Consider the following 13,220-nt stretch of genomic DNA (forward strand, 5'->3'; position numbering starts at 1 on the left):
CCGAAATCCTTCACCGTTGTAGCCAACAGACGCAAGCCGACTTAGGCGGATGGCCCGCGAGATCGAGAAGCGGGACGCACGTCGGCGCCGGCCGATTTCAACAGCTCGGACGCGGCCGTCGCTTCACCGCGCATCCGCCGAAGATGCCGTGCCGCCTCGGCGCCCTGCATCGTCTCGGCAAGCAGGGCGGCGTTTTCCTGCATCGCATGGGTGAGCGCTTTGATATGGCGGCTTAGGTTCTCGTTGACAGCTGCGGCCCGCAGGCGCTGCAGGGCTTTCGAACCCGCATCTGGATCAGCAAGCTGGGCACGTTCCATGATCTGATGGCAGGCAATGAAAGTATCTATCGCCCTCTCCCGGTCTTGAAGCGCGGCGGCCTTGAGATCGATGCCCAGTGCTTTGTAGGGCTTTTGCGACATATCTGAGGCGGCCCGCGCCCAGAGGTCCTCTTTGGTAATCGGCGTGATGTCCCCAAGGGCCTGGCGGTGCCGTTCAGCCTCCAACAGCGCCCCCTCGGAAATCACCGTCCAAGTCGTGCCCCGGCTGCGGCTTTCGGCAACATAGCTGGTGAAGGCGGTCACCCCCCCGGTCCCACGCGGGAGCGCGTTGATATGCTCGTCCGAGGTGAGGCCCTGGGCGGCATCGATGGTCAAAGCATGTCCAAAGCCCAGGAGCAGACGGTTCGTGCCAATATCAGCAAGCCTTCGCCATTCGATATTGGCGACTTCACCTTCCTTGGTGCGAATGCGCAGACCATGATGGCCTTGGGAAAGGATTTCCACAACATCGCCGTTATTTCCGACCTGTTTCATGCGGCCATCAACTTCGCCCCAGGTCCGGCGGAACAGGCGCACACGGTCGCCGGTCGCAAGCGGCAAGGAAAATTCCCGCCCGGCCTGATCAACCGCATCGTAAACCTTCTCATCAGCTCCGATTTCGCCCCGCTCCTTCAGCCGCTTGCGGATCGCGATGCTGATGTCGGCCGCGTCTTCGTTGGTCGGCGCACTGACAGAGATGCCCCGTTTCGAGCCAGAACCCAAAAGGATGTCGCGCCGGGCAACATAGAGGTCGGCAATTTGGGCGATGACCTGATCCCGGTCGCCGCCCGCCAGCATCGCGTGTCCATCGGCTCGTTTCATAAAAAGGGCATCCTCGGCGTGACCCTCACGAAACAGGTTGGCGATTTCCCGGCCACGCTTGGTGGTTTGCCGGATGGTTGTAAGCAGTTCAGGCAGGGCTTCGGAAGGAAGGGCACGGCGCAAGAGCTCGATGCTGTCGCCGGCCTCGATTGCTTGCGCCTGTTCGCGGTCGCCGAGCATTTTGATCGTCATGCCGGTTTTTGCCTGTATCTCCAAAAGTTTGAGCAACGGGCGTGGGCCGATCTGGCTGACTTCATCGAGTATCAAGACGGTGTTGCGGGTCGGCTTCAGATCCCCGTTGGCCAGCATGGCGAGGAGGGGTTCCAGCGCGTAGGTGCGGGAGATATTGGCATCCTTAAGCGCATCAGCCTGGCGCCAGGCGATGGCGGCGCCGATCACCTCCCTGCCCTTTGGGTCAAATCGTTTATCGACCTTCCAGGCATCCACAACAGGTTGCAAGAGCGTGGTCTTGCCGGCACCGGCGACGCCGGTCAGCAAGGTGAGTGCCCCGCCTTCCCCCAGCGCGTGAATGGCGGCCCTCTGCTCATTGGTGAATTTAATCCCGCCTTGTGCGATCGCCTGCCGAAGCTGCGGCATTGAGAGCGCGGCCGAGCGGTCGCGGGCGCTCTCATGGGCGAGGTTGCAGAGCTTTTCCTCCAGTCGGATCTGCGCCGTGTTACTGACGCGAAGCTTGCCGTCGAACAGTCCGGCGACCAGGGCGACATGCTCCAGTTCCTGGCGGCCGTCGCGCCCGGGGCGAATCAGCTGGATTCCGCGTTCTTCCAGCAGGCCGACGACATGCTTGATATCATCCGGCCCGCCGGCGATGCCAGTGCCGATCAAGGCCCGCGCCGCAAACATCCCGAGCTTCTCGTGATCGATGACCGCAGCCGTATGAAATTCCTTGGCAAGATGGCGAGCGGCGAACTGGTAGGCGCGCTCGAAGCGGTCATCGTCGGTAAGGCGTTCGTGCTGGGTTTCTGCAAGGACGCTTTGATGCTTCCATTCGATGGCGGCGGCCTGCTCGCGCCAAATATTGCGCTCGTCGACCTTCATTTTACCAAGGCGGCCTTCGGCGCTGGCTTGCTCCAGTATGTCAAGCTTTTGTTCGGCCGATATCTTGTCCCAATCAATGCCCCGGGTTTTCGCAAAATCCTTGGCTTTCGTGAGTATTTGCTGGTCACGTTTGCTAAACAGTTTGGTGGCTTGCTCGGGAACGCTGCGAACCACGATAGCTTGTTCGTTCCCATCATACCCGATATCGGCGCCGATCCGGCGGAGTTCATCGGCCAGTACCGCCTGAAAATAGGCGCCAAACTCTTTCACCCTGGAATCGGTCAAAGCCCGCATGTCGAGGGAGCCTATGCGTCCCTCCGCAGTGGCCACTACGTTCATCAGAAAGTTATGGATGTGCATGTGAGGGTCGCCGGCGACCGGCGCGTCGTATAAATACGTGCCTCCATTCTGACCATCCTGGATGTGGAGGGTCGGTCGCGCGGTGTGGTGCCGGAAGCTCATCCAGCCAACCGCGCCGGGATCAGTCCCGTCTTCACCACCAGCCCCCTTGCGCGCCCATCCGACTTCCTGGGCGACATATCGCATAGCCCGGTCGTTGGCACGGTCGATGGCATTCCAGATCAGGCCCGCTTCGGCAGCGGTGGGAGCAAATTCCGCCGCCAAACTGACCGATTTATGCGGACTGAAAACCAGATCGAAGCCGGAAATTTTGCGCTTATGCTGCGACCAGGCGTCGCCGTTATCCGCCCGCCGGCCCTCGAACAACTTGGCCATTTCTTTGTCGCGCGGCATTTTCCGGGGATCGACGCCGATCGCGTCGGCGATGAGCCTTGGCATATCGGGGCGCCAGGTCGCGCGGCTGTCCCGGCCAGTATAATATGAGGTCAACCGGCCGCCTTCTTCGAGCTGCCGCCCGGCCGCATCGACGGGTAACAGGTGACTCGGCTCGGGGGTATTCTGCGTCATGTATCGGAGGATCAGCATCCCCTTCGACGCGGCGGCGATTTTGCGGAAATTCATCATTGCCGGTCAGCCCGTTGACTTGCTTTGGGTCTCCACTCCGATCTTCCTGTCTTGCCGGTCGAACAGGGCGTTCATGTCGGTTTGCAGCCTCCTTATGCCGACCAGGATATCGCGCTGCTGCGCCACGAGGGCGGTGATCAGGTCAACAAGCTTGGGGCCGCCGTCGTCCTCCTTCGGCATCAGGAGCGAAAGCAGGTTCCGCAGGATCTGGAGTGACTCGAATGTTTGCTCGCGGATGACGGCGATGTCTTTCGAGCCATCGCCGTCATCGTGATCGAGAGCCGGCTCATCGGTGTCATTCGCTTCTAGTGTCATAATCACCTCCGTTAAAAGCGGAAGGTGGACGGATCAGATGCGAATGGCGCCGAAAAATGAATCTGGCTGTTGGCGCGGGTTGGGCGGAAACCCTTTCTCCATACGAACAGGCTGGCTGCCTTCCTCACCGTGGCGATGATGGGCGGATGCTTCTGTTCGGGAGGCGTCACCACTATCTCTTGAAGGTTTGAAGAAAGTGCAGTATATGCACTGATTATGCACACTGGGTTTCATGTGAATGCTTAACGCTTTCTTGACCGATATTAGCGATCGGGATTTTGTTTCCCCGCTGCGCATGAGCGCCCGGCTGCGGCTACCGCTGGGCGAGCTGGCGCGGCTGGCGCATGTTCATAGGAACACATTGACGCGCCATCCGGATTCGCCTGCTGTGCAAAAATGCCTTCAGCCGGTTGTGAGAATTTTGACGGTGGCCGCGGAACTGACGGGCGATGCCGACAAGGCGATCCTGTGGTTCCGGCACCAGCCGATCGCGGGCTATGCTGGCAAGACAGCGCTCCAGCTTGTCGAAGGGGGCCATGCGTTGGCCGTGCTGAAGCATCTCGAAGATCTCAGAGACGGCAACTACGCTTGAAGTGGCGTCTAGGGGTTGCCGGCGCCGCGATTAACGGCCTCTTCTGGCGGATGCTATCGCCCCGGTGGGCCTATGATCCGCTGTCCGGGAGCGGGGCGGCCCGCGCCGGCGGTCGCTGGAACGAGCCTGACCAACCGGTCTTGTATGTATCCGAAACCCACGCAGTCGCTATTTCCGAGTACCAGCAGGACCTCCCTCGGCCCGGTACGTTGACGGGCTATGAGGTGGTGGCGGACGCGATACTTGACGTGACCGATCCGGCAATCCGCGAGGCCATCGGAATTGAAGAGGCGTTCTTACGCCAGCCATGGAAGCGTGACCGTGATATTACTGGAGCGCGGCCCCCCTGCTGGGATTTTGCGAGGGCGGCGGCGGATCATGGTTGGCAGGGTGTGCGTGTGCCGTCGGTTCAGACCATCGGAAACAACCTCGTATTATGGCGTTGGAACGTGCCGGACGGCGCCACTGTCCGGTTCATAGACCCCGCAGGAGATCTACCACGGAACCAATCGTCTTGGTCGCCCGGAAGTTGAGACCGGACTGAACCGCAGGACAGCCGCCGGAAAATCAATCTGGCTGTTGTCGAAAGCTGTCGAGGCATTCATCCGCGATCCGCCGCCCATCGGAAATCGCCTTCCCCAGCCGGCTGTAGAGCGGGCTGCCCGCGGGATCGCCCCCCGCGGCACGCACCAACTGCGTCTTTTGCCAGAGGGCATCGACGGTCCGCATGTGATTGGCGAGGATTTCTGTGTCGAGGCCGCTCCACTCATCCAGCATTTTATCATAGGCGGTTTTGCGGATATGGGGCGGCTCATTGGGCGTCACCATGACGACGTACCGGGCGAGCTCCGTGAGGCTGAGCGTGACGGTATCGCCCGCGATCGAGGACTGACCGTAGCTCCCGGTCGCGCGGATAGCAGGCAGAACCTCGTCTAAAACCCACCGCTGAAATCGAAAGCAGCCGTCCCAGCCGTTGTGGCCGCTCGACTTCTAAAAATCAGCAGGTAAAGGCCGCCTTCGGATACCACCCAGACACTCGTCCCATTGTCACCTTTGGCCACCCCATCGCTCAATGGTTGGCGGTGACCCAACGCTTGATCGACGAGCTGCTTCTGATCGCTTGCCAATTTTTTTAACGCCGAACTGAAACCGCCATTTGATGGCGCAATTTTTAGCGCACGACAGACGTCGGCCGCGACGAACCAGGGTTTCCCGTTTATTGATATTATGCGGACAGGGGCACCATCGAAGTCGAACTGTTGGGCGATCGAAGCGTCAACTACCTGCTTTTCCTTGTGGTTTGCGCCGTTTCCGGGTGGACTTGAGGGCTTGGCATGGCTGTGATCGTGGCCGTTTTTGCGAGTGCCGTTGGTGTGTTGGGCCGTCATTGTGGTCTCCGTTTGAGATTGTGGAGACCCGATCAAACACCTGTAAAATGCGAATGGAGACAAAAAAACGCACCCTGCCCCTCCGGCCGGCCGCCTTTTTTTATAGGAACGCCCCGGTCGCTAGCGCTGCTGTTCCATATATGTTCGCGCTCCGCCCCTCCCCGATTGCCCATTTTATTACGATGGTGGTTTTTCTAGCTCGCCCATTATGTTTTTTAGGGCCGTGCCAACCGCACCAAGGGTGCATTGGTCCATACTCCCATTTTGCTCTGTCGATACTCTGGCGGTCTTCTGGCGGGAGCCTGTCGTTACCCTGGCGGGAGTCAGTCGGTCATCTGGCGCTTGGTGCCAGCCTAACGATTTTTTAATCCGATTTTCCTGCCATTCGCATTTTGGTCAGGCAGCGTCCTGCGCATGGCAAGACAAAATCGAGATACCAAGGCGATCGACAACACTGTAGCGCGAAACAGACTGCGCTCAAGCCTTTTCCATTGGATGGTCAAGCGCCACGATGAGCTCGCCGAACGGTGGGGCGACGGGAAAGTCGACTGGCGGACGGCCTGTGAGGAGTTCGTCGAGCTGGGGCTGACCGACACGCGGGGCAGAGCCGTAACCGAGCGCAATGCGCGCGAGACTTGGCTACAGGCGCGCAAGCACGTGTCTGCAAAGCGCGCCAAGGCGGCGGCGCAGCCGCCACCTCGGATCAATCCCTCGCGGTTGCCAACGGACTGGCGGCCGGCGAATGCGCCGCCTTCGACAAGTCAACTCGTCCCCGCAGCAGCGGTGTCACATTCGCTGCAAGACCTTATGCCCGCCATTCGCAAAAACCCGGCGGATAAAGACGACGGCTACGACCCGAAGGCGCGAAAGGCCTCTCTTCTTCGGCTCATCGCTAAACGGAGTGGACACTAATGGAGAAGTATTATGAACGCCTTTAACAATTTAGAGAATCCTGGGCCGCAACCAGAAGCGGCGAAGACCAAACCGAGTCTATTTATCCGTGCCGGCCGTGGCCGGACGGGAGGCAGCACCGGTTTGGACCTTGTGATCCAGCGCGCCAGGTTCCAGGGCCGGCGCGTAAAGCCGTTGGACGGGGACCGCCGGAGCAAGACGCTTTCGACGTTGTACCCGTCGGCAGATGAGTTCGGCGACCCCATCGAGGACGGTGCCAGTTTTCCAGTGTCCGATGAATTGCCAGACATCAAGGAGTGGCTGAAGGGCGAATTCGATGAAATGGTCGGCGAGGGCGTCTCGCGCGCTCTTGATCTGAGCGGCGGCGACCGGGTGATGCAGGAGTTCGTCCGCGATCTCGCATTGAACGAGTTTTGCCTTCACCATGGCATAACGCCTACGGTCGCGCTGTTCCTGGGACCTGACATTGAGGATTTCCGGCATGCCACGGAAATTCTCAAGTCAGGCGAATTCCCGGCCGAACGAACCATTCTGGTTTTGAATGAAGGGGTGATCCGGCACGGCCAGACGACAGAGGGTGCGTTTTTACCCATTATGATGACGCGCGAATTCGATGCTTTAACTGACGCTGGCGTGCGCACGAGTTTCCTGCGCCGGCTTTCCTGCATGAGCGTTCTGCGTGAACGCGGGGTCGGCTTCTACGAGGCAGCGGCGGGAAGGACAGACAAGGCGGGCCTGAAATCAAGCCCAACACTGGCGTTCATGGTAAAAACGTGGCTTGCGGCGTTCGAGAGGGACCTTGACGAGGGCAAAGTCGCGGATTGGCTTCCATGAGTTCCGCGATCGAGCAGCTCCGGGGGGCTGTCGATCGTTTGCGCCAAGCCGGCCGCGCCGAGGGGATCGAGGTTGATGGTCCCCTCGGCCAATGGCTGGAGGCGCAGACCCAGGCCTTGCTTGGGCTGGGGGATATTCTGCAGGGGCAGGACGGCCGGGTGGACTTGGTACTTGGCCGCATTGAGTCTTCGGCCGGGCTGGAGCTCCGCAATCTCCATGAGGCGATCGAGGGGGCCAACCATGTCGTGAGGCAAGGCGATTTTGCTTTGCGGCAGGCCCGTCAGATGCAGGCGGGCTTGGTGGTTGAGCGCGAACACATGGTCCAGAAGATGGTGGACGAGACGCTGCCGATGTTCGCGGACAAGCTGAACGGGGCCTTGGTGATTCGGGAGGAGGCATGGAACGCCAAGGCACGCGATCGGCGGTACGCGATCGCGGCCGCGATTTCCGTGGCGCTGATGCTGGTCGGCTATTGCCTAAGCTGGTGGCAGGATAGCGGCCAGGTGGCGGCGTTCAACCGGTGCCTGACACATCCGGTCCAATTTGAGGGTCAGTTATATTGCCCGGCTGCTGGTCTGTTGACCGCGGCGACGGTGGCGGGCGGCTCCGGTGGAAGCTGATAATTCTGGAGCATGAGATGAAACAGGTCGTGGCCTTGTTGCGGCGGGTTCCGCCGTTCGTATTCTTTATCTTGAGCACGCTCCTGTTTTTGGTGGGGGCGATGAGTTTCAACCATGCCGGCGGCAAGACGATGGCGGAGGTCGGCGTTTTGGGCGCGGTGGCGGCGGTGGCGGCGATCGTCGCTTTCCGGCCGTGACGGCGATGCCGCCGATGAATTTCATCATTCTCCTGGTGCTCATTGCCGTCGTCGCGCTCTTTACGGCGGCTTTCGGCAAGCTTGGCAAGGCGGGCTATTCCTTTACCGGATGCCCGCTGATGAGCGAAAGCGAAATCGGCTTTTACCGCGTGCTTCAGATGGCCGTGCCGAATGAATTGGTTTTCCCGCAGGTGGGTATGGCGGCGCTGGTGCGGCCACGTTACGCGGGCGCGGATTCCAGGTTTGTTCCGGCGTTCCGCACGATATCGCAGAGGCGGATCGACTTAGTGGTGTGCAACCGGGATAGCATGGAGGTGCGTTGTTTGGTGGAGTTGGACGATAGCAGCCATGACGCGCGGCGCGACCAGGCACGGGACACGATAACCGCGCAGGCGGGCTATCGGACAGTACGCGTGCGGGCGGGGCGTCGGTACGACATTGATGGTCTACGCCGCCGGGTTTTGGACATTTCGGGAGGGCAGGACCGGCTATCGGGCTGACCGCCCGGAACGCGCCGGAGGCTTTGGTGGTGTTGGGGGGCGGCCCCCAATCGGCAGAGATCCGTTTTCGGGGCTCTGTGAAGTGCAGCGGAACAGCACCCGACGTGGCCGATTTAGGCAAGGCGACGCCTTTATCCTCGGGTTTGAAAAATGACGAGCGGCATGCGTGAGGAATTACCGGACGCATCTGTAGAGCAGACCACGGCGACATTTTGGCATCTGTTCGTGGGGGAGTAAAAGATCAGCTATCAATCTGATGGATGCCGGGATGAGCGAAAATGCCGATCAGGGCTTAAGCGCGGCTGAAGCTGCAAAGCTGTTGCAGCAGTTCGGCCCCAATGCCGTAGCCGACACATCGGAGAGCTGGCTGCACGCCCTGGCGGCGAAGCTTTGGGCGCCATTGCCCTGGATGCTGGAAGCCACAATTCTGCTGGAGTTGTTTCTCGGCCACGGGCCACAGGCCTTGATCATTTCAGTGCTGCTGATCTTCAACGCCGTGCTGGGCATGACCCAGGAGGCCCGGGCCAAGGATGCGGTCGCCGCGCTGAGGCAGACCCTTGCCGTCATGGCCTCGGTCCGGCGCGATGGCCAGTGGTCGCGCATCGATGCCGCCGGGCTGGTCCCCGGCGATCTGGTGAAACTCGCACTCGGCGCGGTGGTGCCCGCTGACATCAAACTCGCCGCCGGCAGCGTACTGGCTGACCAATCGATGTTGACCGGGGAATCCCTGCCGGTTGAGCGCAAGCGGGGCGATTTGGCCTATGCCGGCGCGATGATCCGCCAGGGCGAGGCAACCGGCATTGTCGTGGCGACCGGCGCGCGCACCTATTTCGGCAAAACCGCCTCGCTGGTGCAGGAGGCGCACGGCGTCAGCGGCGAGCAACGCGCGGTACTGGCGGTGGTGCGCGATCTGGCCCTGGTCAACGGCGCCGTGGTGCTGGCGATGCTCGCCTATGCCCATGCGATCGGCCGGACATTCGATGAGACCGTGCCCCTACTGCTAACCGCGCTGCTGGCCTCGATCCCGGTGGCGCTACCGTCCACCTTCACCCTCGCCGCCGCCCTGTCGGCCCGGCGGCTCGTGCGCGGCGCCGTGCTGCCGACCAGGCTCGCCGCCATCAACGAGGCGGCGACAATGAGCCTGCTTTGCACCGACAAAACCGGCACGCTGACGCAGAATGCGCTGTCGATCCAAGGCATCACGGGTTTTGGCAGCGCCGACGAGAATGCCGTGCTGGCCGCCGCCGCCGCCGCATCGTCGGAGGGTGGTGATCCGGTCGATCAGGTGATTATGGACGCCGCGCGAGCGCGCGGCGTGGCCGTTCCCGCCGCCGCGAGTTTTGAGCCTTTTGATCCGGCCCGCAAATACGCCGAAGCACGGCTTGCCGGTGGTGCTCTACTCCGCAAGGGTGCGCTCGGGGCGCTGGTCTCAGGCGCTCTGCCCGCTGACCAGGAAGCTGCCCGCAAACATCTCACCGAGGCGGGCTGCCGGGTGCTCGCCGTCACCCGCACCACTGGCGCCACCACTGTTCTGCTAGGATTGCTCGGCCTTGCCGACCCGCCCCGCGCTGACGCGGCGAACCTGATCACCGCCTTGCATGCTCTGGGGGTGCGCGTGGTCATGGTCACGGGCGATGCGCCGGAGACCGCCGCGGTGATTGCCAAAGCCGTCGGTATCACTGGCGATGTCTGTGATTCGGCGGCGTTGAAAAAACTGGATGCGCCAGGCGATTACGGCGTGTTCGCCGGGGTGTTTCCAGAGCAAAAATTCCATCTCGTAAAACTGTTCCAGCGCGACGGCCATGTCGTCGGCATGTGCGGCGATGGCACAAATGACGCTCCGGCGCTGCGTCAGGCGCAAATGGGAATTGCCGTCGCGACGGCGACCGACGTCGCCAAGGCGGCGGCGGGGCTGGTGCTGACCTCGCCGGGGCTGGCCGGCATCCTGGATGCGATCCGCGAGGGGCGCGCGGCCTTCCAGCGCATCCGCACCTACACACTCTCGATGGTGGTCCGCAAAATCGCCTTTGTGCTCTATCTCGCGCTCGGCCTGGTCATCACCGGGCATGCGGTTTTAACCCCACTGCTGATGGTTCTGCTGCTAATCGTTAATGACTTCCTGACCATGGCGATTACCACGGATCGCGCCTTGCCCTCCTCCCATCCACGGCATTGGCGGATCGGCCGGATCATCGGCAAGGGCGGAATTTACGGGTTGGCAACGCTCGGTTACGCCATGTTGATGCTGCAAGCCGGACGTGACATCTGGCATTTGCCCCTGGCGCAGCTCCGCACGCTTTCGTTTCTGACCCTCATGCTGGCAATCCAGGCGAGTGTCTATGTCATCCGTGAGGAGCGCTGGGTCTGGTCGTCCGCGCCGAGCCTTTGGCTGGCGAGCGCGACAGCCGCGATGGTTGCCTTCAGCCTTTTGGTTGCCGGTTTTGGCGTGCTGATGGCACCGCTTGGTTGGAGCATTCTGGGCGTGATCATAGGCAGCGCTTTGCTTTTCACTCTGCTGCTTGATCTTTTGAAACATATCGTTGCCCAGGTTGAGCGCCATATCTAATAGGCACACTCCGATCCAACTTAGCCACTAAGCGACCGGCGCGGCGACCCCAGAAGCGGTCGTTCAGCGCCGGACGGTTCCAGCAGGCTTGTGCCTATCCCTGCCGTCGCTTGGTCAGTCAAGCATTCCGGGAAGCCGATGCTCGTGATGAGTGCCGCAAAGCAAGGGCACGTGCGGGGTGCTGTCATGGGCCGGTTCTTTACGGCGGAAAGCTGCGGCAGCTTGGATGGAGGATGAATTTCCGAAATTTACCATTAAAGTGATCAAAATTCAGATACTATGATGGTTTTACAGTTCGACCAGTGATAGGATCATTCAGAGAGATAGCCTCAAAGTGATGGGTTTTCAGTTTCGATGAATGAAATTCTGGAACAGGACGAGATAACGGCCGCGCCAGAGGTGCCATTTCATCTGCCAATGCGGGTGATGTCCGTGATGGGACAAATGGTACCGGATGGGGCTCGCCCTATTGGATATACAGCCTTGGCAGCCGCCTACGGATTGGATGTACCCGCTCCAGATATCCTGTTCGCGATCAGCGATCGTCATACTCTGCGCACCGAGGGGCGTTGGTCAATTCTCACGCCGCGCTATCAACTACCGGACACACTTGTTTCCCACCTTGCTTTTGCGTTGCGTCATGAAGCCGTGGATCTGGGCCTGCTGGCCGCTTTGTTCCGTCGCCCAGAAGCTGCGGTCGCTATCAGGTCGTGGGTGCGTCGACAGCCGACGGGCCGACACCCCCGTCGTGCTTGGTTCTTTTACGAATGGCTGACGGGAGAGCATCTAGATCTGCCCCCTGCGCCGAAGGTCTCTGCGGCCGATGCCCTTGACCCTGAACGTCAATTTGTCATCTCCGGGCAGGTCGTGCCACGTTACCGTGTGCGAGATAATCTGCCTGGCACGAGGCTGTTTTGTCCGTTGGTTCGCCTGTCCCCTGACCTGATCGCAACTTTGGCGAGCGATCTCGCTGAGGAAGCGCGGGCTATTGTCCGACGCACCGCGCCTGATCTGATGGCCCGTGCGGCGGCATTTCTGCTGCTGAAGGACAGCAAAGCATCCTACATCATAGAAGGTGAGCGCCCCCCGCAAGACCGCATCCAACGCTGGGGGCAGGCTCTCGGCGAGGCAGGTCAAACCGCCCTCAACGAAGAGGTGCTGTTGCGTCTACAACGCTTGGTGATCGGGCGTGACACACGCTTTCTACACTTGGGGTGGCGAACCCAAGGCGGCTTTGTAGGCACGCGCGACCGCGAGACCAATGCGCCGCTGCCCGACCATGTGAGTGCCAAGCCCAATGACCTCGCCGCGCTGATTCAGGGCTTGCTGGCCTTTGCCGAAAGAAGCGAGGTTGGCGGTCTCGACCCTATCGTATCGGCGGCTTGCCTCGCTTTTGGCTTTGTTTTCGTCCATCCGTTTGAGGACGGAAACGGCCGTGTGCATCGCTGGTTGTTACACCACGTTCTCGCGCGGCGCGGGTTCAACCCGGTGGGCGTCAACTTTCCGGTTTCTGCGGTCTTTCTCGAACGGATCGATGCATACCGTGCCACGCTGGAGCATTTTTCCCGCCCCCGCCTGCTGCTGACGCAATGGGAGACCACGCCGGAACTCAACGTGCATGTTCTAAATGACACGCGCGATCTGTTCGGGTTTTTCGATGCCACGAACGAGGCGGAGTTCCTGAGCGCCTGCGTCCTTGAAACCGTGCGTAACACCCTGCCGCGCGAGGTCGAATATCTCCGCGACTACGATATGGCGAAGCGACGCATCCAGGCATTTCTGGAGATGCCCGAGCCACAATTTGATTTGATGCTAGGCTTCCTCCGCCAGAACGGGGGATGTTTCTCAAAGCGCGCCCGCGAGAAGGAGTTCACCGCACTAACTAATGAAGAGGTGTCGGCCATTGAGGGCATCTACGCCGATCTTCTTCTCCGTCACGGCTAAGTCTGTGTCGGTAAATAAATGCATCCAGAGCCACCACCTACCGGCACCGGCGAATCACTGCATTCGGGATTGGCGCCACTATTCTCCGATGACTGGCTAGGGTCGAAGAACGAACCCGCTTCGCGGGATTGGTGCATGTGTTGATGGCGTTGCCTTAGCCCAGGTTTCCGTTT

Annotated in this window: 13 protein-coding genes; 9 read left to right on the forward strand and 4 right to left on the reverse strand. The window is 60.7% G+C overall.

Going from position 1 to position 13,220, the window contains the following annotated elements; all coding sequences use genetic code 11:
- Positions 1–41: 41 nt before the first annotated feature.
- Together mobF and QQJ84_RS06450 are read right to left on the reverse strand one after the other, a co-directional pair.
- Entirely contained in the window at positions 42–3,179 is a 3,138-nt protein-coding gene (gene mobF / locus QQJ84_RS06445) for a MobF family relaxase (protein WP_284257306.1), read from the reverse strand.
- Positions 3,180–3,185: 6 nt separating this feature from the next.
- Entirely contained in the window at positions 3,186–3,494 is a 309-nt protein-coding gene (locus tag QQJ84_RS06450; protein ID WP_284257307.1) for a hypothetical protein, read from the reverse strand.
- Between the two features lie 238 nt (positions 3,495–3,732).
- On the opposite strand from QQJ84_RS06450, the gene QQJ84_RS06455 reads away from it, so the two are divergent.
- Both QQJ84_RS06455 and QQJ84_RS19460 read left to right on the forward strand, forming a co-directional pair.
- Complete coding sequence (locus tag QQJ84_RS06455) at positions 3,733–4,086, forward strand: DUF2384 domain-containing protein (protein ID WP_284257308.1); 354 nt, start codon at positions 3,733–3,735, stop codon at positions 4,084–4,086.
- Between the two features lie 50 nt (positions 4,087–4,136).
- Positions 4,137–4,619, forward strand: a complete 483-nt coding sequence (locus QQJ84_RS19460; protein ID WP_408861865.1) for an RES family NAD+ phosphorylase — start codon at positions 4,137–4,139, stop codon at positions 4,617–4,619.
- A 34-nt stretch (positions 4,620–4,653) separates the two neighbouring features.
- Here QQJ84_RS19460 and QQJ84_RS06460 read toward each other — a convergent pair whose 3' ends face one another.
- Both QQJ84_RS06460 and QQJ84_RS06465 read right to left on the reverse strand, forming a co-directional pair.
- Complete coding sequence (locus QQJ84_RS06460; protein WP_284257309.1) at positions 4,654–4,914, reverse strand: hypothetical protein; 261 nt, start codon at positions 4,912–4,914, stop codon at positions 4,654–4,656.
- A 104-nt stretch (positions 4,915–5,018) separates the two neighbouring features.
- Positions 5,019–5,474: a BRO-N domain-containing protein gene (locus QQJ84_RS06465; protein ID WP_284257310.1), complete on the reverse strand. Its 456-nt coding sequence runs from the start codon at positions 5,472–5,474 to the stop codon at positions 5,019–5,021.
- A gap of 414 nt (positions 5,475–5,888) precedes the next feature.
- Between QQJ84_RS06465 and QQJ84_RS06470 the strand changes: the two genes are divergently transcribed.
- The 7 genes from QQJ84_RS06470 (at position 5,889) to QQJ84_RS06500 (ending at position 13,047) form a co-directional block, all read left to right on the forward strand.
- Positions 5,889–6,386, forward strand: a complete 498-nt coding sequence (locus tag QQJ84_RS06470) for a hypothetical protein (RefSeq protein WP_284257312.1) — start codon at positions 5,889–5,891, stop codon at positions 6,384–6,386.
- Positions 6,387–6,398: 12 nt separating this feature from the next.
- A complete protein-coding gene (locus tag QQJ84_RS06475) occupies positions 6,399–7,220 on the forward strand; it encodes a hypothetical protein (RefSeq protein ID WP_284257313.1) in 822 nt (273 codons plus the stop codon).
- Entirely contained in the window at positions 7,217–7,840 is a 624-nt protein-coding gene (locus tag QQJ84_RS06480) for a hypothetical protein (protein WP_284257314.1), read from the forward strand. Before QQJ84_RS06475 ends, QQJ84_RS06480 begins: the two co-directional genes overlap by 4 nt.
- Before the next feature lie 17 nt (positions 7,841–7,857).
- Entirely contained in the window at positions 7,858–8,037 is a 180-nt protein-coding gene (locus QQJ84_RS06485) for a hypothetical protein (RefSeq protein WP_284257315.1), read from the forward strand.
- A gap of 14 nt (positions 8,038–8,051) precedes the next feature.
- Positions 8,052–8,537: a DUF2726 domain-containing protein gene (locus QQJ84_RS06490; RefSeq protein ID WP_284257316.1), complete on the forward strand. Its 486-nt coding sequence runs from the start codon at positions 8,052–8,054 to the stop codon at positions 8,535–8,537.
- 268 nt (positions 8,538–8,805) lie between these two features.
- Complete coding sequence (locus QQJ84_RS06495; RefSeq protein ID WP_284257317.1) at positions 8,806–11,103, forward strand: HAD-IC family P-type ATPase; 2,298 nt, start codon at positions 8,806–8,808, stop codon at positions 11,101–11,103.
- Between the two features lie 354 nt (positions 11,104–11,457).
- A complete protein-coding gene (locus QQJ84_RS06500) occupies positions 11,458–13,047 on the forward strand; it encodes a Fic family protein (protein ID WP_284257318.1) in 1,590 nt (529 codons plus the stop codon).
- Positions 13,048–13,220 lie beyond the last annotated feature (173 nt).

The organism is Acidocella aquatica, from assembly GCF_030160635.1.
Taxonomy (GTDB): domain Bacteria; phylum Pseudomonadota; class Alphaproteobacteria; order Acetobacterales; family Acetobacteraceae; genus Acidocella; species Acidocella aquatica.

What these genes read in the sequence shown, in the direction of transcription:
- QQJ84_RS06450 (WP_284257307.1), bottom strand. Translation starts at nt 3,494, where the DNA reads ATGACACTAGAAGCGAATGACACCGATGAGCCGGCTCTCGATCACGAT.
- QQJ84_RS06460 (WP_284257309.1), bottom strand. Translation starts at nt 4,914, where the DNA reads ATGGTGACGCCCAATGAGCCGCCCCATATCCGCAAAACCGCCTATGAT.
- QQJ84_RS19460 (WP_408861865.1), top strand. Translation starts at nt 4,137, where the DNA reads ATGCTATCGCCCCGGTGGGCCTATGATCCGCTGTCCGGGAGCGGGGCG.
- QQJ84_RS06455 (WP_284257308.1), top strand. Translation starts at nt 3,733, where the DNA reads ATGCTTAACGCTTTCTTGACCGATATTAGCGATCGGGATTTTGTTTCC.
- QQJ84_RS06475 (WP_284257313.1), top strand. Translation starts at nt 6,399, where the DNA reads ATGAACGCCTTTAACAATTTAGAGAATCCTGGGCCGCAACCAGAAGCG.
- mobF (WP_284257306.1), bottom strand. Translation starts at nt 3,179, where the DNA reads ATGATGAATTTCCGCAAAATCGCCGCCGCGTCGAAGGGGATGCTGATC.
- QQJ84_RS06470 (WP_284257312.1), top strand. Translation starts at nt 5,889, where the DNA reads ATGGCAAGACAAAATCGAGATACCAAGGCGATCGACAACACTGTAGCG.
- QQJ84_RS06495 (WP_284257317.1), top strand. Translation starts at nt 8,806, where the DNA reads ATGAGCGAAAATGCCGATCAGGGCTTAAGCGCGGCTGAAGCTGCAAAG.
- QQJ84_RS06485 (WP_284257315.1), top strand. Translation starts at nt 7,858, where the DNA reads ATGAAACAGGTCGTGGCCTTGTTGCGGCGGGTTCCGCCGTTCGTATTC.
- QQJ84_RS06465 (WP_284257310.1), bottom strand. Translation starts at nt 5,474, where the DNA reads ATGACGGCCCAACACACCAACGGCACTCGCAAAAACGGCCACGATCAC.
- QQJ84_RS06500 (WP_284257318.1), top strand. Translation starts at nt 11,458, where the DNA reads ATGAATGAAATTCTGGAACAGGACGAGATAACGGCCGCGCCAGAGGTG.
- QQJ84_RS06480 (WP_284257314.1), top strand. Translation starts at nt 7,217, where the DNA reads ATGAGTTCCGCGATCGAGCAGCTCCGGGGGGCTGTCGATCGTTTGCGC.
- QQJ84_RS06490 (WP_284257316.1), top strand. Translation starts at nt 8,052, where the DNA reads ATGAATTTCATCATTCTCCTGGTGCTCATTGCCGTCGTCGCGCTCTTT.